Source organism: Entomobacter blattae (assembly GCF_014672835.1).
Classification (GTDB): Bacteria; Pseudomonadota; Alphaproteobacteria; order Acetobacterales; family Acetobacteraceae; genus Entomobacter; species Entomobacter blattae.
On record NZ_CP060244.1, the window covers coordinates 1,133,782 to 1,159,387 of the forward strand.

At 48.5% G+C, this 25,606-nt stretch carries 17 protein-coding genes, 1 other RNA gene and 5 pseudogenes; 10 read left to right on the top strand and 13 right to left on the bottom strand.

Annotated features, from left to right (window positions below; translation table 11 throughout):
* Window positions 1-297: 297 nt before the first annotated feature.
* Window positions 298-993, bottom strand: coding sequence for an SspB family protein (locus JGUZn3_RS04990; protein ID WP_203414564.1), 696 nt, complete (start codon window positions 991-993; stop codon window positions 298-300).
* A gap of 1,368 nt (window positions 994-2,361) precedes the next feature.
* Here JGUZn3_RS04990 and JGUZn3_RS12855 point away from each other — a divergent pair.
* Entirely contained in the window at window positions 2,362-2,721 is a 360-nt protein-coding gene (locus JGUZn3_RS12855; RefSeq protein WP_408871759.1) for a hypothetical protein, read from the top strand.
* A gap of 480 nt (window positions 2,722-3,201) precedes the next feature.
* Here JGUZn3_RS12855 and ssrA read toward each other — a convergent pair.
* Window positions 3,202-3,548, bottom strand: a transfer-messenger RNA (tmRNA) gene (gene ssrA / locus JGUZn3_RS05000).
* Between the two features lie 317 nt (window positions 3,549-3,865).
* Here ssrA and thyX point away from each other — a divergent pair.
* Window positions 3,866-4,786: an FAD-dependent thymidylate synthase gene (thyX, locus tag JGUZn3_RS05005; protein WP_203414565.1), complete on the top strand. Its 921-nt coding sequence runs from the start codon at window positions 3,866-3,868 to the stop codon at window positions 4,784-4,786.
* A 959-nt stretch (window positions 4,787-5,745) separates the two neighbouring features.
* Window positions 5,746-7,086, top strand: coding sequence for a hypothetical protein (locus JGUZn3_RS05010; protein WP_203414566.1), 1,341 nt, complete (start codon window positions 5,746-5,748; stop codon window positions 7,084-7,086).
* Between the two features lie 1,450 nt (window positions 7,087-8,536).
* On the opposite strand, the gene JGUZn3_RS12860 is transcribed toward JGUZn3_RS05010, so the two are convergent.
* The 3 genes from JGUZn3_RS12860 to JGUZn3_RS05025 form a co-directional block, all read right to left on the bottom strand.
* Window positions 8,537-8,806, bottom strand: a complete 270-nt coding sequence (locus tag JGUZn3_RS12860; RefSeq protein ID WP_203414823.1) for an IucA/IucC family protein — start codon at window positions 8,804-8,806, stop codon at window positions 8,537-8,539.
* A gap of 30 nt (window positions 8,807-8,836) precedes the next feature.
* The gene (locus tag JGUZn3_RS05020; protein WP_408871767.1) at window positions 8,837-9,964 is read right to left on the bottom strand and encodes a P-loop NTPase; all 1,128 of its coding nucleotides are present in this window, start codon (window positions 9,962-9,964) and stop codon (window positions 8,837-8,839) included.
* A gap of 613 nt (window positions 9,965-10,577) precedes the next feature.
* Window positions 10,578-10,868: a hypothetical protein gene (locus JGUZn3_RS05025; RefSeq protein ID WP_203414567.1), complete on the bottom strand. Its 291-nt coding sequence runs from the start codon at window positions 10,866-10,868 to the stop codon at window positions 10,578-10,580.
* Between the two features lie 92 nt (window positions 10,869-10,960).
* Here JGUZn3_RS05025 and JGUZn3_RS05030 point away from each other — a divergent pair.
* The 4 genes and pseudogenes from JGUZn3_RS05030 to JGUZn3_RS12870 form a co-directional block, all read left to right on the top strand.
* Window positions 10,961-11,143 (top strand): annotated as a pseudogene (locus tag JGUZn3_RS05030) (50S ribosomal protein L11 methyltransferase); the annotation flags it as partial.
* Window positions 11,143-11,544 (top strand): annotated as a pseudogene (gene rplC / locus JGUZn3_RS12865) (50S ribosomal protein L3); the annotation flags it as partial. The pseudogenes JGUZn3_RS05030 and rplC, both read left to right, overlap by 1 nt.
* 5 nt (window positions 11,545-11,549) lie before the next feature.
* Window positions 11,550-11,792 (top strand): hypothetical protein, encoded by a 243-nt coding sequence (locus tag JGUZn3_RS05040; RefSeq protein ID WP_203414569.1) that lies wholly within the window; start codon window positions 11,550-11,552, stop codon window positions 11,790-11,792.
* A gap of 1,115 nt (window positions 11,793-12,907) precedes the next feature.
* Window positions 12,908-14,017: an OpgC family protein gene (locus JGUZn3_RS12870; RefSeq protein WP_408871768.1), complete on the top strand. Its 1,110-nt coding sequence runs from the start codon at window positions 12,908-12,910 to the stop codon at window positions 14,015-14,017.
* Between the two features lie 204 nt (window positions 14,018-14,221).
* Here the strand turns inward: JGUZn3_RS12870 and JGUZn3_RS05050 are convergent.
* Window positions 14,222-14,418 (bottom strand): annotated as a pseudogene (locus tag JGUZn3_RS05050) (DNA-directed RNA polymerase subunit alpha); the annotation flags it as partial.
* Window positions 14,419-14,640: 222 nt separating this feature from the next.
* Window positions 14,641-14,754, bottom strand: a pseudogene (locus JGUZn3_RS12875) (hypothetical protein); the annotation flags it as partial.
* A 796-nt stretch (window positions 14,755-15,550) separates the two neighbouring features.
* Here JGUZn3_RS12875 and JGUZn3_RS05060 point away from each other — a divergent pair.
* Complete coding sequence (locus tag JGUZn3_RS05060) at window positions 15,551-17,116, top strand: DegQ family serine endoprotease (protein WP_203414826.1); 1,566 nt, start codon at window positions 15,551-15,553, stop codon at window positions 17,114-17,116.
* A 287-nt stretch (window positions 17,117-17,403) separates the two neighbouring features.
* On the opposite strand, the gene JGUZn3_RS12595 is transcribed toward JGUZn3_RS05060, so the two are convergent.
* On the bottom strand, window positions 17,404-17,529 hold the full coding sequence (locus tag JGUZn3_RS12595) for a hypothetical protein (protein ID WP_275402856.1): 126 nt from the start codon (window positions 17,527-17,529) through the stop codon (window positions 17,404-17,406).
* 363 nt (window positions 17,530-17,892) lie between these two features.
* Between JGUZn3_RS12595 and JGUZn3_RS05065 the strand changes: the two genes are divergently transcribed.
* Window positions 17,893-19,095, top strand: a complete 1,203-nt coding sequence (locus JGUZn3_RS05065; RefSeq protein ID WP_203414570.1) for an FUSC family protein — start codon at window positions 17,893-17,895, stop codon at window positions 19,093-19,095.
* Here JGUZn3_RS05065 and JGUZn3_RS05070 read toward each other — a convergent pair.
* From JGUZn3_RS05070 to JGUZn3_RS05085, 4 genes are all read right to left on the bottom strand, one after another.
* Entirely contained in the window at window positions 19,092-20,582 is a 1,491-nt protein-coding gene (locus tag JGUZn3_RS05070) for a DUF475 domain-containing protein (RefSeq protein ID WP_203414571.1), read from the bottom strand. The two genes, JGUZn3_RS05065 and JGUZn3_RS05070, sit on opposite strands and share 4 nt — an antisense overlap.
* A gap of 1,294 nt (window positions 20,583-21,876) precedes the next feature.
* On the bottom strand, window positions 21,877-22,422 hold the full coding sequence (locus tag JGUZn3_RS05075) for a DUF475 domain-containing protein (RefSeq protein ID WP_203414572.1): 546 nt from the start codon (window positions 22,420-22,422) through the stop codon (window positions 21,877-21,879).
* Window positions 22,423-22,443: 21 nt separating this feature from the next.
* The gene (locus tag JGUZn3_RS05080; RefSeq protein WP_203414573.1) at window positions 22,444-23,886 is read right to left on the bottom strand and encodes an OprO/OprP family phosphate-selective porin; all 1,443 of its coding nucleotides are present in this window, start codon (window positions 23,884-23,886) and stop codon (window positions 22,444-22,446) included.
* 104 nt (window positions 23,887-23,990) lie between these two features.
* Window positions 23,991-24,173, bottom strand: coding sequence for a hypothetical protein (locus tag JGUZn3_RS05085; RefSeq protein WP_203414574.1), 183 nt, complete (start codon window positions 24,171-24,173; stop codon window positions 23,991-23,993).
* A 435-nt stretch (window positions 24,174-24,608) separates the two neighbouring features.
* On the opposite strand from JGUZn3_RS05085, the pseudogene JGUZn3_RS05090 reads away from it, so the two are divergent.
* Window positions 24,609-24,806 (top strand): annotated as a pseudogene (locus JGUZn3_RS05090) (OmpA family protein); the annotation flags it as partial.
* Window positions 24,807-25,199: 393 nt separating this feature from the next.
* Here JGUZn3_RS05090 and JGUZn3_RS05095 read toward each other — a convergent pair.
* Entirely contained in the window at window positions 25,200-25,415 is a 216-nt protein-coding gene (locus JGUZn3_RS05095; RefSeq protein WP_203414575.1) for a Trm112 family protein, read from the bottom strand.
* Window positions 25,416-25,606: the final 191 nt, after the last annotated feature.

Here is a 25,606-nt window from a genome sequence, read left to right on the forward strand (position 1 = left end):
AAGGCCTTTTTTTGCGTTATAGATTTTTTGACATTTCTGAAGAACCTGAAGAACGAGAGGTTGATACGAAGGGCCAGCGAACGGTCTAGAATGGGGCAACAAGAAATATTGATTGGAATGATGCAAGGGTCCTTCATTCTATCTGGCAGATATCTTGCCAGAGTATGAGGCGGAGTATGAGGCGACGTATGGGCCAGAGTATGAGGTGGAGTATGGAGCATTCCCACTAACGAATGAAACGGCACATTCCTGAAAGATTTCTTGGTGGGGGGGAGTCTTCGTTGGGGTTGAGAATCTCTATTCTGAGGGGTCCTGGGGCTCAGTTGGCACGGGTTTGGGCGTGTTATCCTTTTTTCGGAAAGCGCTCAGGCTGATAATTTCTGCCTCCTTCTGGGGGAGGGGATCCTCCTGGGGGGTGGCATTATAAGGTTCATGAAAATGGGATTGGGAGGTTTCTCCCATATCGGCAATATTTTCCACTTTCATGACCTGCCTTGGGTTGGCCTTTGTGGGGTGTAAAGGGTGAGGGCCTTCCAGGGTATCGCCACTTTCAGGGTCGTTTTCGCCAGCATTTTCTGGATCCAGGTCTTCAAGGTCAGAAGGGTGGGTAAAGCGCATGGCCAATTCTGCATGGGGGTCAGAAAAACCAACCAGGGCATTAAAGGGAATCATTAACGTGCTGCCAACGCCGCCAAATGAAAGCCCTACCGAAAAGAGCTGGGCTTTACGATCTACCTTCAAGTCCCAGAATTGATGCTGAAGCACAATGGTCATTTCCTGGGGATATTGGCTTTTAAGCCGCTGGGGAATTTTAACACCGGGCATATCAGTACGAAAGCTGATGAAAAAATGATGCCGACCCGGCAGCCCATACTGGGCGACATATTCTAGCGTTTGGATAACCAGATAACGATGGGCGTTTTCAATCCATATTTCGTAAGGCAGATGGGAGAATGGGGGGATGGTTGGATCGTTGCCGTTATCATCTGTCATCGGGTATTCCTACACGTTGTCGTCGGGGCTTGCTCTTGCTATGGCCTCTTGGTGGCCTAAAGACAAGGCCCATTACCAGCTAGCTCTCAGCAAGATGGTTAAAGTTCAGCAAGGTGGTTCAAAGTATAGAGACAAAATTAGCATCTAAAAAAAAATTAACAATCAGAAAAGAAAGCGCGCCCCACTCACAAGAGTTTAGTCTTAAAGGGATGTTGCATGAAAGACATGATCAATCGAGAATTATCCACCCCTTATAAGCGGTGCATGATAAAAAACACAAGGGCTGCTTCTGCCTTTCAAAGGGGCTTTTTTACATTGTTTGGGGCTTTCCCCATCCAGCTGGCAGCGCTTCTGCGTAAAAGCTCGTATGTTAAAAGAGGTAGGGGAAAGGAAAGGCTTTCTTTAAAATTCTCCCAGGTACAAAATTCTCCAGGTTTAAAATTTTTCCGGATTCAAAAATTTTCCGGGCTCAAAGCTTTTCTAGGCTCAAATTTTTCTGAGTTCAAAACGCTCTTCAAGGGAGGAATTCTTTTGAGAAGCATCTCTCGTTCTTTATTTTCCTTACACAAGGTTTTTCTTACACAAGACAATTTCTCCCTCCAAACATCGCTTTCTCCAAACACTGCTTTCTGGCCAGAAGTGCTGCTCTTGAAAGATCGTCCCTGTCCTTAAGGTTGCTCTTAAGAAGGTCAGACAAGCCCCGTTTCCTTCCAAGTGGTGCTGATAAAACCTCACAGGAATCGCCAAAATAAAAATTATCTCAATTCCAACGCTAGAATTTGAGGAGGCGGCACTTCCTTCTATTGTTCACGAAATTGTAGCCCCCGAACAGCAACCCGCTGGTTTGCATAATAAAATGAAGGAATAGACTCCTTATGCACGACTACAGCGGAGAGCACCTCGGCAAAAAGAAAGGCCTCATCAACTGCCAAAAAAATTATTTCGATAAAAATCGCTTTGGTAAAAATTACCCTCTCTCAATAAAAATGATCCTGTCTAAAACTGTGCTGGCTAAAATAGCCCCAGGCTCGGCTCTGAAGAAAGAGAGCCCCCAAAAATTCCCCAGAGAAAAGCCACAAGAAAAGCCTTAAGGAAATCTCCAAGGAAAACAATAGGAAAAACAACAAGGAAAATACCAAGGCCTCTCCCCAGGGAAATTAATAAGGAAAATGATGATGGAAATTATGAGAGAAATCACGAGGAAAAAGAAAGGCTCTTTGCCAAAATTGCCCAGCGCTTATTTAATAATGGGTTTTGAAGAAGCACTCTGACCCTATAATTTTTCGCATGAGGTTATGGCTGCCCTTCCTATTCTTGTAAAGCCGAGCGTGCTAAAAGAAAAAGAGGAAACATGCTGGGAAGCAGCCTATGATCAGCCCTGAGTGTTTGGCCTGTAAGGCATGTGCAAGCCAATGCTCGGTTAAACGGCTGTCCTCTAGCGGGGGCAGCCCTAGTAATAACCAGCTTCCCTTTTATAGGGTTACCCTTCATATTGATCACTATAGCCTGCATGGGGTGCCGGAGTTTTTCCATCCCCAGCCTGGTATGCCTGTAACAGCTGATATCAAGGTTGGGAAACGGACGATTGTTCAATACTTCCTTAACACTGTTGTTCCTGCTGCGACAGTAAGGAATGTGGGAACCCTGATCATCGCCTTGCCGATCTGCCGTGCGAGAATAGATGCGCTAGCCTTGGCCTGCTTAATGGAAAGCTGGTATTCCTCGTGAGAAATACGCTAAAGCCCATTTCTCGGGGCTCTATTATACACGATACGTAAGGCCATTAAGGGATTATTTGGTGGCAGGGGTAGAGTATTATGCCCCTCTTATGGCCCCCCCGGTATGGAAAAATATTTCATTGGGTCAGGCACCAAAAGCGCAGGAGCGGACGCATAGAAAAATATTTTCGTATGGCGGATCTACCAAGCCTTTCTCAGCCCACCTTAGCAAAAAATTGATAGAAGACCTGCCTCAAGATTATAAAACAGAGCTATAAACAGAGCTATAAACAGAGCTATAAACAGGGCTATAAAACCAAGGGTTATAGACCTCATGATGTAAAACCAAAGCTATAAAACCAAGGTATAAAACTGGGGCTATAAGCAGAGAGAGCATAATTTGGCTCTCACTCTGTGGGGGAAGGCAAAGGCTTTCCCAATCAGATTTTTTGGTCAAGTTTTTTGGTCAGATTTTTTTTGGGAATTTTTCAGTAGGGGGCTTCTGTTGCCCGGTGCCCCCCAAACCGCGCTTATTGCTTATGCAGCAACAGCGAGTGCCTCTGAATTATCGTTGGCATCTGTAAAAATAGCCCGATGACGGTGGTACAATACCGAGCGAAAAGTAAATCTTTACTACGCGTGTCGAGCCTGTTTCGCCCCCAAAGACCTGCTCTTTAACGAGATGAATCTTTACCGTGAAGAGCAAGAGTAACACAATGGTGGAGGCGCCGGGCACTGCCCCCGGGTCCACTACGCTTATTCCAAATACCGTTTATCGCCATAGCGGAATCACCCGCAGGTTTATATGTAGTCTTTTTCCTGGTATAGGAAAAGGGGGAAGGCGAAAAAATTGCATGGAAAAGGGCTTTTCCTTTATGCTGACTCATTGATGCTGGTGGTATCCCTCTTTGGAAATTCCTTTTTTGAGGGAACAGGTTTGTTGTTTAAGGGCTACTTCTGTTAGAGAGGCAGGAGAATTCTCAGTATTGATTTTATCTGGAAGGATTGTCATCCAGATTGGTGATAAGGAAGCTGATGATCAGCAAAGATTTTAAAAAAAGGCCATCATGATTAGCCGTCATTATTATACGCGCTTTACCGCAGAACAGCGGGCAGAAGCGTGCACTTTGTCTTAGAGAATAGTGGGAAGAAATATGCGCTTTACCTCAGAACAACAAGAAGAAATCCAACAGCAAGGGCAAGCCACTGCCCAAACCCGGCGAAGCACCGTGCCCGCCCTCGAGGAGATACTCTACCACCCCTATCCTGTGCTGGATCATGGGTTTATCCGGGTGGTGGATTATATGGGTGGCGATGATGCCGTTGTACAGGCTGCGCGTGTTTCCTATGGCAAGGGCACACGCAAGATCTCGGAAGATACTGGCCTGATCCGCTATTTAATGCGCCACTGGCACACTACTCCCTTCGAGATGTGCGAAATTAAGATGCATATCAAACTGCCTATTTTTATTGCTCGGCAGTGGATCCGCCATCGGACCGCCAATGTTAACGAATATTCTGGCCGTTATTCCATTATGGATAAAGAGTTTTATATTCCCCAGCCCGAGCACCTGGCGGCACAAAGCCACCAGAATCGTCAGGGCCGGGGCGCAGTGCTGGATGAGTCGGCTGCAGCAGAGGTGCTGGCCTTGTTAAAAGATGATGCTGCTCGCTGCCATCACCATTATGAGCTGATGCTGCAGGATGAAGAGAACGGCCATGGTTATGGGCTTGCGCGTGAGCTGGCCCGCATGAACCTTACTCTCAACACCTATACTCAATGGTATTGGAAGACGGACTTGCACAATTTTCTGCATTTTCTGCATTTGCGGATGGATAGCCATGCCCAGTTTGAAATTCAGGCTTATGCCCAGGTCATGTTTGATATTCTGGAAAAATGGGTGCCCGTTACTGCAATGGCCTTTAAGGATTACCGACTAGGGGCCTATACGTTCTCCGCAGGTATGCTCAAGGTGCTCAAAGCCATGCTGGCAGGGCAGAAAATTGAGCAGGAAAGCTCAAACCTTAGCAAGCGCGAGTGGCGTGAATTAATGGATGTGCTTGAAGCCAATTAAGAGAAGCCAACTAAGAGGAGATTTTTCCGTTAAGGAAAGATCAGAAAAGGAAATATTAAGAAAAGATAAGAAAAGATAAGAATAGGATTTTATAGGCTTTTGCAGCACAGCCTACCCAGGGCTGTTCTCGTAAGGGCTCTCTTTATGGCTTGGTCTATCTTATAGATCTTGTGCCCTATTGATGGCCAAAAGGCGGTTTTCTCCAGCGTTTCATTTTCCATGCGTTTAAGGGGTATGTTGGCCTGAATAATCGCTCTTGCAGCCCAGGAGCGCATGGCCCAGGAGCGTATGGCCTTGGGGAGTCCCCGCCAGGCTTACAATAGGGTGGGGTCGATAGGTGGGATGGTCAATAGGCGGGGTACAGAAATGAAATCAAAAAGCGTGGTCTAAAAAAAGAATATCATCTTGAAACCCGAGACGATGTTCTTCTTTGCAATTACGGCAGCTAAAGGAGAGCCGGTGGAGGCCATAGAATACGCTTTGCTTTTAACGCTGCTTTCCCTGTTTCTGGGATCGGTGCTGATCTGGTCTATGCCCCAATAGCGGTGGGGATAGGCCATTTGAGGTTTGCTCTTTACGGGTTGGTTTGTGGTCGGTTGGGTGTTCGCTCCTCAGTGGGGTCCTAGAGTCTAAAGGCCTAAGGGGGCAGCGGTCCCGCGCAGCCTGCCTTTTGGCCCTTTTTTAGAGTCTGTAGGCCTTGGGGTGTAGCCCATCAATAGCCCGTAGCCTTAGGTGCCCGGCCTTAGATGTTACCTTAGGTGCCAGCCTTAGCGCCCAACTTTAGGTGCCCGGCTTTAGGTGCCCGGCTTTAGGTGTTAGGGCTGTGCTTCATGGGGCATCTTCGGTCTTAGGCTTATTGGCAACCGCCTGATGAAAACGCTATGGTGGAATTCCCTTTTGGGTTCTTTTTCAGCCGATCTTTTGGCAGGTTTAGACACTCGACAGATTAAGGAGGAACTATGGGGGCAGGGTACATGGGGGTAGGGCATAGGGGCAAACCCGCAGGGCAAGCGGGAAAAGACGAGGGAAAGACAGTTTCCTCTTCTGAGGGAGGGATATTCCCAGATCATTCACCACAGGTTTTCTCGCAAGAGGGTCCAAATGAGAATCCAGAAAAGGGCCCAGAAAAGAGTTCAGAAAAGGGCTCTGCTGAGTCTCCTCTTTTTCCTAAGCCCGAAGCAATCCAACAGGGGCCAGAACAGGGGCCAGAACAGGGGTCAGAAGAGGCGCCAGCACAGGGGCTAGAACAGGTAACAGAACGGGGTCTAGAACAGGCGCCAGCACGCATTTCGAGCTCTTCACCAGAGCACGCTGCGTTGTTGCCTCTAGGGAGCTCAGATGCACCATTGGAGGCGGATTCTTCCCCGGTCTTACCCGCAGGGGGCTTGCCCGCGGGCCAGAGTGTCGTTCCAGATTTGAGAGCTTCTTCATCAGGGAAAGTTGCATTCCCCTTGGAGGAGGCAGGTTCTCATCCTTCAGCACAGGGGGGTGATGTATTCTCCGAGAAAGATGTCTCCTCCGAGAAAGCGGAAGATGCTTTTGGGGCTGGTGTTTCCCAAGGGGAGGGGCCTGAGCTGGGGGCTTCGCAGGGTGAAGGTTCATCCCAAAGGTTGGATGAGGTTTTGGGGGTGACAGTTTCTCAGAATTCCAAGGTTTTCCCAGCTTCTCCTGTTTCTTTGGCCTCAGAGGGGGGGCAGGGGGGTGGTCGGCCACGCTTTGGTGGCGGCGCTGCACAAGGAGGGAACCCTTCAGAAGAAGCAGGATCCGTTCGGCAGGGACAAGAGAGTATGAGCCATGATAGTGTGAATCATGACAGTGTGAGCCACGCGTTAATATTTTCCCATTCGGGTTCTGGTACAGTATCAGGTTCTGGCGTAGCATCAGGGTTTTACGCAGCAGAAGAGGCGGGTGAAAATGAGGCTTATGCGGGGCTTACCCCCCCGCCCGATATTTTTGCGGCCACGATTCAGGCCCAGGAGAATAAAGCTGAGGATAAAGCCAAGGAAGAAAGGCTGAAGAAACTGCAAACCTTATCATTAGAAGAGGAGGAGGCTTTTGTTTCTGACGAGCCGGGCCCAGTTAAGCCTACCGTCCAGCCAGCATCGCCTCCTCTTGTGGCAGATCCTTATCACGACCCTTATTATACGCCGCTCTCCCTTAAGATATTATATGGTTTGGCCGTGGTGATGGTGATAGGGTGTATTGCCCTTGGTGTGGCGCTGTCGGGGAGAAAAAGCCAAACCCTGCATGAGTGGTTTTGTCCACCGACTGAGGCCCCGGCCGGGTTGTGCCGGAAATAGGGGTAACCCCAAACAGAAATCTTGTTGCTTCTCTTGTTTGTGCCCAATTTGTGTCCAAGAGGGTTAAACGAGATGTTAAAGGAGAGTGTTAAATATTGTTACCAAGGGTGTTAAACAGGGATGTTAAAAAAGGGTATTCACAAGGGTATTTAATAAGGGCGTTAAAAACGTTTCTTGTCCTCTTTGTCCTGACCTGGGCTGTCAGTTCTTGACGGTCCACTTCCCCCGGATCTTTTGCGCCCCCAATCGCGAGGAGTGGGCGCTTGACTCTGATATGTTTCTCCCCCCCCCTGCCTGCCGGATGTAATACGACCACTAGCTGTGTGCAAAATGGCATTGGCACCCAATAAACAAAACGGAGACAGTTTGTTATTCGGAGCAATGGGTCCAAAGCTTGCAAAATGTCTTTGAAGGTTTTTTGTTTTTCCACCTGTTCGATTATAGTCTGTTCGGTCATAAGGAAAGTTTTTCTTTGTCCGATTCAAAGGCTTTTACGTGCCTTCGGAGAGTATCTGTTTTCTCCTGAAGAGGCTTGGCTGTCGAAATAGCTATACTCTGAAAAATGAGGCTGTGAAAACTTAGGAGAGAGAATCTGTGTAAGCCGGGTAAGATTGTGCTTTCATGGGGGTTTTTATCTCTTCTTCATATTAGAACAACAATTTCCTATCGCTCAGATTTTAATAGGTGATCTATTGCGTTCAGAGAGAAAGCAGGGAACCGAAATTGGCAAACAAGCTAAGATAATTGCCAATTGAAGATGTTTTCTTAATCTCTGGTATAGATGATGGGGACTTGGTTCCCGATGAAGTGATCATCAAGATGCTTTCAAACGTTTAGGAGGTAAAAACCAGAAAAAATTCTTTAGGCACAACCAGAAATTCGAAAATTGTGGGGTTCCCGTTCGCGAAGAGGCCTGTGCCATAACTCCCCCAATTCAACTTCTCCAGCTCAATCTCCCATGTCCAAATCGTGGAGGTTTTGCCCAAGTCATGGAGTTTCAAGGATATGGGGGGTTATTAAGGATCGTTTTAAGACGTACTCCCTTTTAAGACGTCATTCCCTTTAAGACATAGGTAGATCACCACGTTGATAGGTCGGGTGTGAAAACGCAGTAATGTGTGAAGCTAACCGGCTCCAAGTAAAAATGTCAAGCAGCCTTTGGATGAGGGCAGCTTTATTATTCCCCTCCATGTAATAACCTCCATGCAAGAACAAGCCTTACGGTGTTATGCCGGTAGCCGATATGTCATGTCCTCTGATACGCCGAGAAATAGAATACGCTGAGAAATGGCGGAATCAGATCCCTTGATGATGCTCTTCAGTATGTACCTACTCAGCGTAAAGATATTTTAGACACCTCCTCCCCCTTTAAGAGGCACAGGCCCACTTTAGGGAAGATTTTGCGGGCTTTGTAAGAGGGAAAGCTTATGGGAAAAGACCAAAGCTCCCTTTACACGCTGTAAGGAGAGATGCACAATTCTTTGATGAGATGAAAGGCAAAACCAGGGTATATTTGAGAAAGAACCTTAATCGTTGGTTGCAATAATTCCGTTAAAGCGACAGCGCTTTCAAGCTCATACCAGGCATTTTTACGCACGCAATTTGCGAGTCTGGTATGAATGGAAAATTTAAGAAAACTTTCAAGCTCGGGGTGGTATAAAGTTCGTACAGATGAGGTTGGATATAAACGCCCCCCCTTAAACCCAACAGGTTGAATAATCCCATGATGAGATGGGGGTGAGGAATACTCCTAACGAGAGGGTCTTACGGTTTGCGTAAGGCTTGCGGCCAGCTGGCGGGCTATGCGGCGATAAGCCTGGCCGGCTGGGGAATCCGGGGCCTTGGCAACAAGGGGGGTGCCGGCATCGGCATGGCTGCGGATCTCAACCACCAGGGGGATTTCTCCCAAAAAGGGAACATCCTGTTTTTCGGCCTCCTGGCGCGCACCGCCATGGCCAAAGAGCTCGCTATTTTCTCCACAATGTGGGCAAGTAAAATAGGCCATATTTTCTATAACCCCTAGAATGGGCACATTGGTTTTCTCAAACATACGAATGGCCCGTCGGGCATCAATAAGGGCGATATCTTGCGGGGTGGAAACGATAACGGCTCCCCCCAGCTGAATTTTCTGGGCCAGGGTGAGCTGGGCATCGCCTGTGCCGGGGGGCATATCGATGACCAGCACATCCAGCGCGCCCCAATTGACATCGCCTAAAAATTGGGTAATAGCCCCCATCACCATAGGCCCCCGCCAGACCAGGGCTTCATCGGGGTTAACCAGCAGCCCGATCGACATAGCCTTAACCCCCCATGCTTCTATGGGTTGAAGAATGCCTGCTTTAGCTTCGGGTTTGGTATGAAGCCCTAGCATATGGGCTACCGAAGGGCCGTAAACATCGGCATCCATAAGCCCTGTCTTCAGCCCTTCCATGCCTAAAGCTACGGCCAGATTAACCGCGGTAGACGATTTGCCAACTCCACCTTTGCCAGAGGCTACCGCAATAACCGTTTTAACATGGGGCAGGAGCGGGCCTTGAGGTTTGGTGGGGCGGGGGCCATTAAGCCGCATGGGCCTGTGTTCAGCATGGGGCGAAATATGCCGGCTGACAAGCTGGGGCGGAGGGGCAGAAGAGATCCCCTGATTTTGGTCCCCTTGATGTTGGGTTTGCGGATTTTGGGGCCCCAAGTTTTGAGTCTCCAGATTTTGAGCTTCCATGTTTTGAACCCCCAGTTTTTTGGTTCCCATATTTTGGGCTCCTATGTTTTGGCCTTCCTGGCTTTGGACGTTTGGGGGCTGAGCTGAAGGGGCTTGATGGTGAGCAGGCTGTTGGGTTGGCGTGGCGGGAAAGCCCCCGCCCTGCGGAGGGGTTTGCGGCATATGGCCCCCCAGGCTATGGCTATGACCCTGTATATGACTCTGTGTATGACTCTGGGGGTTTCCCTTGGGGGCCGTAATGTTTTGAGGGGGCGGGGCTTGGCTTGGTGCAGGGGGAGAGAGGGGGTCTTGGGAGGCGGTGCTGCCTGAGCGGCTTGCGGTCAGAATCACCTGAACCCGTTCAAGCTCTAGAACCGATTGCATAATATGCTCAATACTGGGAATAAGCCCTTCCAGCATCGGGCCTTGGCGCGCTGTGCAGCGAAGGACGATGACAGCCTTTTTCCCCTCTATCTTCAGGCTTTCAAAAAGTGGGCTTTGGGGGAGGGACTTCTTGCTGAACGGGTCTATAAACCCTTGCAGAAGGGTGAGGCCAGTGGCGTGAAGAGGGTTGGGTGCGGTGGGGTCAGGCATATCGGGCATGAGGGGAAGGGTTCACTTTATTCTGGTTGTTCTCGCGTATCAAAAATCTGTTCTCTTAGAAAATCTGTCTCTCAGAAAACTCGTATTCAGACTGTACCATAAACCAGACTGTACCATAAAAGGGGGAATATACGAAAGCAAAAGAGGGGAATATACGAAAGCTGAATATGGATTACAGTTTAGCGATTACGGTTTAGTGTTTTGTTTTTGATAAGGGAAGGTAAGAAGGGGCAGGGATGCCACAAAGCCTTTCCAAAGGGGTTTTTCTGGTGCCACAGCTATTTTTCGTGAAGGGTGCGTATCCATAGCGCCTGTTCAGGATGTCGGTAGTAAGGATATCGACAGCAAGGATGTCGGTAGACATGGTGTTGGTAGAATGGATCGAATGGGATTGAAGAGATCTGGGGGAAAGGAGCACCGCCAAAACCGTACAGCCCAAAGCCATACTCCCAAAGATAGGGCCCAAAAACAGGAACAGAGACACAATGCCTCTAAGAGGTCATGCCTAAAGAAACAATGCCGCGAAATAACGCTCTGAGGAATAGAGACCAGAGACAAAGGTGCAGAGACAAAGGCCCCGAGCAAAATATTGGTAGAAGGTTTGTGGTGCGGGGTACTCATTTACCCGCCAGCACTTCTTCCAAAATTACCCTTATCCTTGATGCAGGGATTGCCTTTGGCTCTGGTGAGCACGGCTCCACCCGCGGTTGCCTTCGTGCATTAGAAAGTATAGCCTGGCGCAAACCTCAACGGATTATTTTGCAAAGAGCAAGGTTGAACCAAAGTCTAGACTTACAGAATTTCGTATTTCTAAAGATGCTGTTATTTCCGTGGGAGAAACCCTGACCGCTGCATATTTTGTTATTGGTCAGCGAGTTGATGTAACGGGAACAAGTGAGGGAAAAGGCTTTGCTGGAGCGGTAAAAAGATGGAACTTTAGGGGGTTGGAAGCGACTCATAGTGTTTCCATAGATATGGGGTGTGGTTCTGTCATATTGGCAATGGTTGTCAGCGCACTTTTAAAAAAGCCTGTTATTGGGGTAGATATTGAGCCGTGGTCTGTGCGTGTTGCCAATACCAATGCCCAAATGAACCATCTAGGCCAACAAGTTAAGTTCTTTTTTGCAATGGGTGGAATACCCCCAGCTGACCTCCTATAAACCTTTTGATCTCGTTTTCGCCAACATCCTGGCCCGCCCCTGAAGAGGCCAGAGAAGAAGGGGTTCGAGAAGAAGAGGCCAATAATAAATGGGATGAAGCGTTGACAATTCTGGCTGGCATACAGGGGTTGAGGGGGAGAGGGATGATATTATATGGGTTTATAACCGCGTTTGGGGTCTGTATGGGGCTGTTCGGAGGTGGTTTTCAGGCTTGCTCTGGGGGGAATGGTCGTGTATTTCCGTTATGAATTGAGTATTCTATGGCCAATTACGGAAGGGTTATGCTGTGCCTGCTCCTAATGGAAACACCCCAGAAAACAAGCTGGGCAGCCAGAGCGCTACTCCAGAGTCAGCCCCTAAACCAATGGGGGGGCCAATAGAGGGGAGCGTGCCCTTTTCAGAATTACCTCCCCCATCAGATCCTTCCTCAGACCCCTCCTCATTCCCCTCTTCTTCTACGAGTTTTGCTAACGCCACGGTTTCTTCTCATGAAGGGCGTGTCTCCATAATGTTGCCGCCCGGGGTGGCGGCAGAAGCGGAATCTTCGAAAGAAGAAGGCACCGCTAAAATTGTACACCCTAACGCCTTCCCTCCAAAAACAGAGCTCCAAGAGACAACAACGCAAGGAATGGGATCACAAGAAACAGGGTCACAAGAAATCGGGACACAAGGAATTGGGTTACGAGGAATGGGATCACAAGGAATAGAGGCAGCAGAGATAACGACGCGAGAACCAGGGGTGCAGGAAACGCCCGCTCAGGAAACCTTATCCCCAAAAACAGCCTCTCAAGAATCCTCCCATCAAGAAACGTTCTCCCAGGAAAGAGAACCTCAGGGAATAGGCGTTCCGCAAACAGAAGCCCAAAAAGCGGGAGCCCCACAAATAGGAATTCAACAAACTGGCATTCAACAAACAGCAGCCCAAGGAATGGGAGGTCAGGAAACAGTAGCCCATGAAATAACGACTCAGAAAATAACAACCCGTGAAATAACAACTCAGGAAACAGAAGGCCAGGAAAAGGGGTTTTCGGCATTATCAGAACCTCCAGGGCTCGTTCACTCTTCTGTACAAGGGACTTCTCCCTTGTCCCAAGGCATCACCCAGAACCCTACTCAAGGATCCTCCAAAAGTGAGGCTTCAAAGGCAGACCAGGGGGCAAATTCCAGTGTTCCTCAAGGATCGGCGCAGGAAACACCTCACAGCCAGAAAACATCCCAGAGCCAGGAAATACCCCATAGCTCTGCCCAAACGGGTTTTTCTTCTGCTCTTCCATCAGGGCGGGAGCCTGCCTCTCCAGGGGGGGGCACACCCCCTCAAGCGGGCTCAGCCCCTCAAAAAGAGCGCTCACCTCGTGATCATAGGGTGGATGCCCTGAGAGGGGTGGCCCTAACCATGATGTTTGTTGACCATATTCCCCAAAATCTGTTGAGCAAATTTACCATGCGCAATGTGGGGTTTGCAGATGCGGCAGAAATTTTTGTGATTCTGGCGGGCTTTGCCTCATGGTTGGCTTATGGGCGGGGTATTATCAGGCAAGGGTGGCCTCAGATATTGCTGCGCTTGTTGCGCCGCTGTGTGACCCTTTATATTTATCAGCTCTGTATGGCTGTTGGCAGTATTGTGATTATTTTGCTCTGGCGGCGTTTTACACCCGTGCCGGTGGATTTTCTTGAGCCGGAGCTTGCCTATAATTTTTGGTCGTGGTGGCGGCTGGTGTTGTTGGAGGCCTTGCCAAGTAACTTGAATATTTTGCCGCTCTATATTGTGCTATTGGCTCTTTTCCCCCTTATTTTTCTGGGGATTCAATGGAATGTTGGCGCCACTTTGGCCATTAGTGGAGCTATTTGGCTTTATGCCAACATTAACCCTGCTTTTAATTTTACAAACTGGCTCGACCCCGATGGCTGGTATTTTGACCCCGTAGCCTGGCAGTTCCTATTTGTGCTGGGGGTGGTTTCAGCCTGGTATACCACCCCTCGTGGGGGGAGCTTTCCACGGCGGCATTGGCTGGTGGTGCTGTGCTGGGGGTATCTGGTTTTCTCGCTCTTGCAGGTTTTCCCCTGGCAAAATTGGGGCTTGGGCGATATGCGGCTTCTCACCGACTTGGCTTCTCCTTCTAAAACTGTGCTGGCGCCTTTTAGGCTTTTGGACGTGTTAGCCATTTTTTATTTGGTGCAGAGCTCGCAATGGGCCAGTAGACTTTCTGAAAGTCGGGCTGGGCAAATTCTAGCCTTGTATGGCCGTCATTCGCTTGAGGTATTCTCAGCTGGTACTATTCTTGATCTGCTGGGCCGGCTGTTGTTTGTCACCTTCGATGATGGCTGGGTCCTTCAGATTGGGGTTAACGTGGTTGGTTTGGGGCTTTTATATGGCCTGGCCAAGATATTGGATGGCTACCGTAAAAAACAAAAAGAACAGCTTAAGGCTAAAACGGCAGAAAGGGCAGCCTCAAAGGCAGCCTCTTCTTCCTAGAAGTTCTTCTTAGAGGTTCTTTCTGGCCGTTCTTCCTGGCAGGCTTTTTTATCCCTCTTTCACGGTTTTTTATCTTTCGTCTGCTGTTCTTTTGCTGGTGATGTTCTTCTCCTGTTATGGACAAGCATTTGTTATGGGCAAGCATTTCGTAGGGGGTTTCTCCTTCGTGGGGGGAGAGTTTTTGGCTTTAATTGCCCATCCTTATACTGGAATAAGACCAATAGGAGCATCCTCGGGCCTGCAACAGCTGGCATAGAGCGCTTACCTATGTTCACCGTCAATTCCATACCCAAGGTTGCGCCTTTATCCAAGGTGCAAATAACCAAATCTGGGTTCATAACTTCGATATCATGACCTGCCTGGATCTGAGAGGCCTTAACTTCCCCCGGGCCTACTGCTGTTTCTGGTTTGTCCCTACAATTTTGGCTTTTTCTCCTACGGGCCCCCATTGTGGTGGCGGGCCCAGAGTTTGGGAGAAGTTTGTTTGGGAGAAGCCTGTTTGGGATAGGAGCGAAGTTTTAATGGGAGGCAGGTTTTATAGGAGCCCGTTTTGGACAGGAGCGAAGTTTTAATGAGAATCAGGTTTTTATAGAAAAAAGTCCCAGGAGGGGAGAAATGCCAGATCAGAAAAGCCAAGAGAACGTTTCAAAACCAATTTCTTCTATAGAGTCAATCGTTGCTCCCAGAACCATGATTTCGGCGATCGCCGGAGTAGCAGCCTTGAATTTATGAGGACGATCTGCCCAAGAGGACTATTTGCCCAAGTCATGTATTCAAAACTCACAGAAAAAATTATGTCCTCTTCCCCCATAAAAGTGGGAAGCTTTTAGAATGATCAGGCTCATGAAACGAGCAGGAGAAGACAAACCAACAGAGCCTCTTAAATAGCACGGCTCACCAAAGCCCCTCAAGAGGAGGAATGGTTCAAGAGGGGGGAGAATAAGGTTGGTAGAGTGAAAAAAGCACATCATAGCTTGAATGGCTCGAGAGAGAGGAGAATAAGGGTACAACGCGTCCGCTCAACTAAGAGCCTAGTTAAGAGCCCAGTTAAGAGTTCAGTGAAGAGCTATAGCGAAAGGGGCCTTTCGGTTTCTGCGGGTTTGAGGGAGTGTGTCTTTTAAGCATTGGGTGTGATAAAAATATTTATTTCATTCTAGAAGCTTTTGATCTGTGGTAGGATAAAACCTATTTTCTCCAGAGCCGTTACGGTTTTTAATTCTATAAAGGGTTGGCATGCGTTACTCACGTTCCACTTTACTGCTGTCTTGTAGTGTTATAGCCCTTTTGGGGGGTGGGGTTTTAGGGTGGAATCTGGGTAGAACCCTACCCACTGCCTTACCGACTGTCTTATCCACGACTTCGCTCACGACCTCGCCGATCGCCCAAGAGGTAAGGCAAGGGGCAGAGCAAGAGGCAAAAACAGATTTGACCTCAAGGGAACGCCTCTCTGTAAAGGCTTCTGCGTTGGCAAGTATGGCGGTGGGCCCTTTGCCTAAAAGCCAGGGTGAACAAAGGGCTGAAGATAAGCCCGTGATGTTGGCCAAAGCCGCAGGGCCTGGGATTATTCCTGCGGAGGCTGGGGGTGATTCCCCACAGGTTTCCTTGGCTGCCTCCAATGCCCTCAAACCTACAGAACCCCCACAGCCTGCTTCTTCTGCTTATATGCCCCGTAGCTTTGCCGATATAGCCGATAAGCTCTTGCCGGCCGTTGTGAATATTTCCACAACAGAAACAGTTCAGCCTGGCAGTAATTCCGATGAAGATGACGGCAATGGGGAGGGGGGTGATGAGGGCGATCCGAACAACACCATGCCAGAAATGCCCAAGTTTCCACCAGGTTCTCCCTTTGAAAAATTTTTTCATGATTTTATGAACCGCCAGCGCAATGGTGGAGGGGCACCAGCGCCTAGGCGTATGCAAGCCTTGGGGTCTGGCTTTATTATAGATCCCTCAGGTATTGTGGTGACCAACAATCATGTTGTCCGTCATGCGGATCAGATTACCGTAACCTTGCAAGATAATACCGCCCTGACCGCCAAGTTGATTGGCCATGATGACCGCACAGACCTGGCCATTTTGAAAATAGAGCCCAAAACCAAGCTGGCAGCCGTGGCGTTTGGCAATAGCGATACAGCCAGGATTGGCGATTGGGTGGTTGCCATTGGCAACCCCTTTGGGCTGGCAGGCTCTGTCACGGCTGGTATTGTCTCTTCTCGGGGGCGCAATATCGAGCAAGGCCCTTATGATGACTTTATTCAAACCGATGCGCCTATTAACAAGGGCAATTCGGGTGGGCCGCTCTTTAACCTGAAAGGAGAGGTGATTGGGATTAATACGGCCATTTTCTCTCCGTCAGGGGGGTCTATCGGGATTGGGTTTGCCATTCCTTCAAACGAGGCCCGTGCCATTGTGGAACAGTTGCGTAAAAACGGTAAGGTTTTGCGTGGCTGGATTGGGGTGAGGATTCAGCCCGTTAACCAAGATATAGCCGATAGTCTTGGCCTGCCATCTGCCCAAGGGGCTTTAGTTGCCGGGGTTGAACCTAAGGGGCCGGCTGAAAAGGCCCACCTTCAGAGTGGTGATGTGCTGCTCACCCTGGATGGAAAGCCCATTGAAGCCCGTTTTCTGCCCCGTATGGTGGCCGATGTTCCTGTAGGGCGTGTCATTAAGCTTGGGGTATGGCGCCAAGGTAAGAAGCTGACCTTACCCTTGACCATTGCCGCCCTGCCGGAGGAGCCCGCTCAGGCGTCTTCTGCCCAACAGCCTAAAAAGGAAAAGGGCCATAAGCCAAATAGCACCAATATCGGAGCTCTGGGCTTTTTTGTCAGCGAGATAACTCCTCCTCTTCGGCAAAAATTCAGCCTGCCTGACTCTGCTAAAGGGGTCGTTGTAACCCAGATAGGCGAAAACAGCCCCGTAGCCGATCGGGACTTGCGTGTGGGAGATGTTATCTTGCAGGTTCAGCAAGATAAGGTGACCACCGTTACTGAGTTGAGTCACGCTATTGAGCAGGCTAAAAAGCAGAATCGGAAATTTGTTCTGCTCTTGGTGCAAAGTGGTGACAGTACCCATTGGGTTCCCGTGCCCTTGGGCAAGTAATCGAGTGATACCACATAGTACAAGTGACACCATATTATAGTATGCACCATATATACTGATTTGGGCTTTCTCGAAGACAGGAGATTCTTTCATGGTGAGACGCAGGTAAAGTGTAATAACCAAGATAAGCAAGCTTCCTACAAAAGGGATACGCCAATAACCACCAGAAACCACAACTTCAACAGTCTTAAGGACTACAACATGAAGGACAGTGCGGGATGAAGGCGAGCCTGATATACGGGAATTTTCAAAACGTTCGTTCCGCCAGAACCCCTACAATGGTTCCATTAAGGACGAACAAATTGTAGATCTTCGCCAATGTGCCGCTCAATTGTGCGGCTGGCGTGCTGAGCACCCCAATTTTTTACAATATCCCTCACAAAAAAGAAGGGGTTTCTTCTATATGTTGTCATGGTAGCCCTTTTCAGCCATAACGAGGAGCAGGGGGCCTGAGCAGCAGCCTTTCTAAGAGGGGGGCTAATAGGATGAAAGAGGAGCCCCAGGGAGCATAAGAGAGCAAAAGAGGGCAAAACCAGGCGTAATTGAGACGGATCGCCCTGGTAGGGTAGAAGAGCATCCGCGGAAAATATCTTCGGAAATATGTTCAGAGTATCTGAGGCTTGGGGAATGGGCTCGTAAAAAGAGCTGTTGGAGCGGGTTTAGGGCTTGGCCTTATGTGATTAGACCTTATGTTATGAGAAGAGAGGCCTTAATGTGAGAATGGGGCCAGTATTAAGGCCTACTTAATTAAGGCATACTTGTTTTTTTGAGGTCAAGTGAAGGTAAGTTTAGTAAAATTCTCCGGGGGGTTTGGCAAGGCGTGGGAGAGTTTTCGCCTCCAGTGGCACCAGGGTGTTCGCATTGTATTTTCAGTGCTGATGTCTCAGGTGATTGCTCGCTCTATTGGCCTGCATGAACCTTACTGGGCCCTTATGACTGCCATTGTGGTAACCCAGATTAGGATTTCCCAAACATTTTCTACGGCATTAGACCAGTTGGTGGGCACAGCCATTGGTGCCATGGCGGGGATTTTGGCCACAACCCTGACCCTTTACGGGATGCTTGGTAAATGGGAGGCCTTCTGGCTGCTTTTAGTGCCGCTGGCTGGGCTTTCGGCCATCAAGCCAAGTATGCGTCTGGCTGGGGTAACCTTGGCTGTGGTTTTTTTGTTTCCCTCTGTGGGCTCTCCCTTTTCTCGGCCGATGGATAGGGTGATGGCCATTCTTGTGGGGGTTATGTCCTCCATGGTGGTGTCCTATTTTGTCTTACCGAGCAATGCCCGTAAGGATGCCCTGCTGGCCGGGGATGAAATGCTGGATAATCTGGGCATTTTATTTGCGGCCATTATGGAGCGGCGCATGTGGTGGAGCGATGTGGAAGCTTTAAATGATGCCTGCACCCTTTCCCTACAGAAGGTGACAGAAGCCATAAAGGAGCTGCGTCAGGGCCACCCCATTGCCAAGCTGGAGCTTTATGACCCGTTTCTTGTTAAATTGCCGCGTATTCTGCGCCGCTTACAAAGTGATACTATTTTTATTGCCCGGGCGCTGACCAATATTTCTACCGAAGAGTTTGAAGTGTTGTGTAAGCCTCTTTCTGAGCCAACGGTGGCGATGCTAAATCGCATGCGGCAGCTTTGCCAGGTCGAAGCGGCCAATAAGGTGCATAATCTGAGGAAAATTATGCTGCCCAACCAAAAAGGCTGGCGCGTGCGGATAGAAAGGTTCTTCTTGTTTTTTACTGAACGAGGGAAAAATGTGTTCAGGCCTGTTCTTCCCCTGTTGAGCTTTTCTTCGCAGCCGAAAAGGCTCAAGGTCGATAACACCGCCCTGATTGCCACCCTGCAAGCCGCTTATGATCCTGTAAGGGACAAACAGGAAAGCCCCCTTCATTTTACCCTGATGATTTTTGAGCACGACTTGCTATGGTTGGAGCGGGTGTTACGCACCAGTATAAATAGGGAGGAAATGATTGGTTAGTGGGGGGCTGGTGAGGGGCTTGGTGTTTTGGCCGCCCTTATGGAAGAGAGCAGCGATAGCCCAATGAGGCAGACCCCAATAAGGCCTGTTAGGGCTTCTGGAATAGGGAGGAGTGTGCCCAGTAACATCAGGCACGCCAAGGCAAAAATGGCCCAAAAGGCTCCGTTTTCCAGGTAGCGATAAGTTTGCAGGGTGTTTTTTTCAACCAACATAACGGTAAGGGAACGTACAAAGAAGGCGCCAATTCCTAAGCCAATGGCAATAATAAAAAGGTTACTGCTAATGGCAAAGGCACTGACGACTCCATCAAATGAAAAGGAGGAATCCAGAATTTCCAGATAGAGAAAGCCATACAAGCCTGAGCGCATGGCTTTTTGGGTACTGGCTGTCGAGGCTGTGGGGGTGCTGGGGTGAGAGTTTGTTTGGGCGTTTGTCGAAGAGTTTGCTGGAGAATTTTCTGCAGAATCTTCCGGAGAATTTACCTGAGTGTTGAGTGGAGAGTTTGGTGGAGTATTGGCCTGAAAGAGGGGTGGGGAAGTGATCTGGGCTTCTGGCGGAGTATGGATTTGAGCGGCTCGTTGAGGGTCTCTCTGGGAGTTTTTGGAATTTCCTCTAGGGCCATTCTCCGGTGCATTCTCCAAGGAGTTCTCTAAAGTGTTCTTTTGGGTATTCTTCTGGGGGCTTTCCTGGAGAGCTGAAGGGGACAAGGTGGAGGCCGCTAGGCTTTGGGAAAAGGAGCCTTCATGGGGGAAGAGGGGCCTTTCTGCGGGTAGGGAAACGGAAGGGGCCAAACCCTCTACCAAATTCTCTGGTGATGTTACTGGTGACGTTATTGGTGGGGTTACCAGTGCGGTAAGAGAGTGGATGAAAATAAAAACAATCAGTCCCAATATTCCTGCTTCCAGAAAATTCAGTGCATGTTCTCCCAGAAAAAAGCTTAAAATTAAGAGGCAACCCATTGCAAACATTTCTTCTATGGCTTCAAGGGCTGAAAGGCGGGCTAGGGGTTTTTCAATAAAGGGGATCCAATGCACGGTTTTATGGCCGTTGCAAAAAAACTTTAAGGCCACCATCAGCAGAAACACGCCCCCAAAGGCGGCAATGCTATAATGGGCTTCCTCCAGCGTATGGGCATAAAGCTGAGGAGAATAAACGGCCATAGAAAGGGCCTTTATAGGGTTAATATGGGCAGCAATGGCCACAATAATCAAGGGAAAGAGCAACCGCATGCCAAAGACAGCCAGTGGCATTCCCCATAGCAAAAAGCGCCGACACCAGAGAGGGTCCATGGTTTTAAGGATATTGGCATTCACAATAGCGTTATCAAATGAAAGGGAAATTTCCATAATGGCCAAAATGGCTACATAAAAGCTTGCGGTGAGGGCCGCTGTGAGCGTAGGAGAAAAACCATAACCAATCGCAGCCCCTGCCATAAGGCCAAGAACGCTGAAAATAAGAGGGGTTATAAAATAGCGAAGGGAATGCATGAGGTCTTTCACTTTGAAATAGGGCAGGGCTTGCCTTGGAATAGGATAGGGTTTGACCAGGGTCTTTCATAAGAACGATTTACTTGGTCTTGAAGCTTTCCTGTTTCCTGAAGCTTTCTTTGTTTATAGGCTATAATTCTTACCGAAAAAAGAACCAGGCAGATAAATGGAAAAATATAAAAAAGCTCTAGAAACAACATGTTATCAGTTTCTGTGGATAACTTTTGTAGAAAAAACAGAGAACTATTTTATTTATGGGGATATTTTTTGTCCGTAAAAATGGCGTGGGAGATAAATTTTAAAAAATCTTTATAAAACAATAGTTTAATTAAAAATCTTTCCCCTGTTTTTTCTCTGTGGCGTCTGGAATCCTTGAGGGAAAAGAAAGAAGAGCATTCCAGAGCTGTGGATAACCCTGGAGATAGTCTTAAAATCAGGTCATGTTTCTTGGAGGTGTTCCCGCTTGCTCTCCTGCCTGAAAGGGGGCTCCTGACAAGGGGGTCGTACAAGGGGCTGTTGGAAAACCCTTTACAGAATAATTTTAGCGTGGCCCTCCTTTTTGTTCTCCTAACCTTCTACATGGTTATGGGTTCACATTCTTAAGTCTTTCATTCCAAAAATGTTTCTGTTTCATCTCTTCTTTACTCTACTTTGTTTTACTGTCGAAGAGGCACTCCCGCTTCCACCAAATTCATACTGGCCTATATAACCCAAAACCACAAAAATGCCCATGTCAACTCACATTGTGGAAGGGGTAGAGCGTCTGATTATGGAACATGAAGGGGCTCGGTGGAGGCATACCATTGGGTTCTCGGTTAATGGTCATAACGTTATATTCTGATTTTAAAAAGGTATCCCTCTCTTCTGCTCAAGTTTGCCCAAGTTTGCCCAAGTGGGCAATATCCCTGACGAACCCTTTGGGAATGACGCGAGTGCTCCCAAAGAGGTTTCATATAGGCAGGTTAGGAGTGGAAGAAATAAAGAAGGCGTGTTCAAGACAGCCTTGATGGAATGATTGGCACAATGGAGAGAGGGGTAACGGAGGGCCCATAGGGAGGGTATTTTGGGCGTGGGTATTCTGTGCTGTTAAGGGGTGTAGCCCATCTTTGATTGAAGTCTGGGAAGGCTTGTGTGGATGAATATAGGCAGGAGGGTGTATCAGAAAGAATAAACCTGTTTTGTTCCATGCAATCTTGGTGGCATGTTGGGAAGTGATGGAGGGAGATGGAACGGAAGTGAATAAAGGGAGGATGTTGGGAGGGGGAGTAAACCCGGGGTAGGGGAGATGGGGTGTTCAATCGACTTCCTCAAATGAAAAGGAGGAATCCAGAATTTCCAGATAGAGAAAGCCATACAAGCCTGAGCGCATGGCTTTTTGGGCACGATCTGCCGAGGCTGTGGGGGTGCTGGGGTGAGAGTTTGTTTGGGCGTTTGTCGAAGAGTTTGCTGGAGAATTTTCTGCAGAATCTTCCGGAGAATTTACCTGAGTGTTGAGTGGAGAGTTTGGTGGAGTATTGGCCTGAAAGAGGGGAGAGGAAGTGATCTGGGCTGTATGGATTTGAACGGCTCGTTGAGGGTCTCTCTGGGAGTTTTTGGAATTTCCTCTAGGGCATTCTCCGGGGCATTCTCCAAGGAGTTCTCTAAAGTGTTCTTTAGGGCGTTCTCTTGGGTATTTTCCAGAGAATGTCCCCGGGAGTTTTCCAGTGTGTTTTTCAGGGCGTTTTTTGGAGCACTTCCCAAAGTATTTTCCAGAGAATGTTCTTGAGAGTTTTTTGGACGTTAATGGGGAAAGGAGAAGGAACGAGGGAAAGAGAAGGAGCGTGCAGTAAGGAGTCTTCAAGTAGGCTAGAAATTCATTCGACTAGAAATTCATTTGCAGTCTTGCGGCAATAAAATCAGCATGTCGGCCGTAGCGGCTTGCTGTCTGGGTGAGCGATGAGGCAGAAAGAATATGGTTATATTGTAAGGAAACGCGGGTAAAGGGGGTGGGGTACCAGTTGAGGCCAGTAACCCAGGCCGTTTGGCGCCCCCCTTGGATACCACCGGTATTATAGTCTATCACGCTCCATCGGCCCACCCATTCTAGAGCCCCCCAGTTATAGCTTTCAGGGTGAAAGGAAGCCTTGGGCGGTGAAAAATTGCCAAGGCGGTTGTTATAATAGCGGGGGTTACCCAGCAAGGTGTAGCTGCCCACAATATACCATCCCTGAACATGGAGGGGAGCGGTAGAGGCAGTACCATTGGGTTCTCGGTTAATGGTAATAACGCTATATTCTGATTTTAAAAGCAAGTTGTCATAGCGAAACCCAAGCTCTGGGTTAATTCCCCAAATGTTGGTGGCATTATTCAGCCGCCCTGTTCCGACCAGCCTGGTGCTGTTAATGGTTAGTTCAGGGATAGAAGAAAGGGCATAGTTTTCTCCCTCGCCATGTAAGGCAAAGGTCGCATCCATTCCCAGATGGAGATCAAGCGTTTTGGTGCTCACAGGGTGGAGGGTAAAGCGGGCAGCTCCCCCAAATTGGCTGCGGGTAAAGTCTGAGGTATGGCGTCCCGTGGTTGGCCCACTCAGATAAGCACTCAGGGACCAGAGATCATGCCAGTTTTCACCACCTACGGCAAGGCGGCCATTGGCTGCGGCAATGGAGCGAAAGGCATCGACAATGGCCGGGCGTTCTATAGCATCAAATACCGTATAGCTGTTGGAATCTTCAAGGGTAAAAACCGGCTTATAAATGCCAATAACCAGATGGGTGTTTTTAAAACCTGTATAGTTGAAATTGGCTTCGTAAATATGGTTGAGGTTGGCAGCGTAGGGGCTAAAATCTGGCGTGAAAACACCATAATAGTCCTTCTGCCAGGAGAGCACAATTGGAAAGCGCAAATAGCGCAAATGGTTGGCAAAGTCTGGAAAAATCCCTCGGTTTTGCCCCTGCGGGGCTGATGTGTGTAGATTGCCAATAAAATCGTAATCCAAATACATTCCTACAGCAAGTGTGAGGTCTGTTGCCTTAAAAGAGATCTGGGGACGGTAGTGAAAAAGGGCAATTTTGGTCTCATCATCGTCGTAAAATACGGTATTTTGTACGTCTTCCTTGGTGGGGCTGGTTACGGTTTGAATGTGCAAAGGGGTATAATGATGAGTATGGGAAAGATGGTTAATATCGGTGGCCGGCTGTTGCTGGGCATCAGCAGGATGGGTATAGGCCAGAAGAATAGGAAATAGCATGAAGAGGCCAATCCCATAACGCGTGGGTCTAAAACGGCTTTTCAGGTGGCGTGGGCTGTGGGCTCTCCAGGTAACCATAAGGGGTAGATCCATTTAATATTACGTTTGTAATATGTATAATCACAAAATAACTATAAAAAAAAGTATAATTTGTTTTTTTACGATAAATTTAATTGGTCACCTTATCTTTTTCCCATAAAAACTTTTATGGCTTCTGCCCTTTGGAACCTTCTTTTCTGGAGGACATAGAGCCCCGCAGGGTCTACTCGGTTAAAAGCACTTCTGACATGACCCGTAAGGACAAGACGTTTCAGAAACCCATGAGGAGAATGACCGGTAATAGGGGCTGGTGCTTCAGGGCTCATAACACCAGAGTTTTTTGGTCAATCTTTTGAATGGCCAGTAAAGGAATGACCAGTAAAGGAATGGCTAGTAAAGGGTTGGGATCGTTTTATGATTTTACCCGTAAACGGAAAAGAGGGCAGGAGGAGAGGTTTTGTTGCGCTGGGAAGGTCAGTGGGATGCCAGCTATTAGTAAAATGGTTGCTCCAAATACTTCCGTATCAGAATGTTTCAAAGCATGATCTACAAAGTCTATGGCCACACGAAAACGTTCATTATAGCGGGGATACGAGCTGTAAATGAACAAAGGCAGGTTGTTACAGATATTTTATGAGTGATCAGCCCTCATTTATAAGCTCCCGACTAAGGATGGTGGGCCTTTCTATCTGCCGTGCCCCAGGGCGCTGTGCCCAGAGTGCTGTGCCTAGACCGCTGTGCCCAGACCGCTGTGCCCAGACCGCCGTATCCAGAGCGTAAAAGCTGAACTGATCCGTAATAATGTTCCTGCTTCTGCTATCGATATCCATGGTTATGGTGAATCTCATCCTCTGGTTCCAACAGGTCCGAATACCCGTGAACCTCAGAACCGTTGCGTAGAAATTATCCTTAATGGCCTTTATCGTTCCCTAGGAGTTTCTAACTCTAGGGGTCTCTAAGCCCTATGGAATAGCCTCATGACAAGCTCGAAAAGTAACTCAGCAAACGTCTTTGAGAGGGCCTATTTTTTGAAAAAAGATATTTTTTAGAAAAAATCTGGGGAAAGAAAGGCTATTACGGGTATTGCCCCCCTGCCTGTCTTATAAAAAGCGGCTTACCAGAAGGTGGCATGGCTAAGCTGTTTCTTGGTGATAAAAGGCGTGGGAATCGCACCTTCTGCGGTGGTGGGGGTTGAGTTTTTGCTGATGCTGGCGTGCTACAAAGTTGTTCAGAGAAGTTGCTACCAACGGTTAGTATGATCCCTCATGAAAACTAGACATTTCAAGAAGAGAGAGGGGATTAGGCTGGGGGGTCAGTGTTGTTTTTTGGGAAGAAAGGGAGGGGTAAAAAAATTATGGCTTGGCGGGATATTCGCCCTCATCCAAAGGGCGGGCTTCGGAGACCAGCATAATGGGGATTCCATCGCGAATGGGAAAAGCCAAGCGTGCTGCTGTGCTCACCAGTTCGTTATGGTCTCTGTCATAAATAAGGGTGGTTTTGGTCACAGGGCAAACCAGAATCTGCAACAATTGGGGGTCGACAGGGGCAGGGTGTGAAGGCGATGTCATAATAGGTTTGGTCCTGTAAGGAGAGACTAAAAATAACGCAATCATGAAAGCCACGGCTGTAAAAAGACCTAGGGCCGAAGCAAGGGGGCCTTAAATGGCCTATCGGTTCTTTATACCATAAAGGCTGGATAGCTTAAAGGCTGTAAAAGGGAATATCTCCTTAAGGGTGAAAAGGGTTTAAGGGCAAAAAA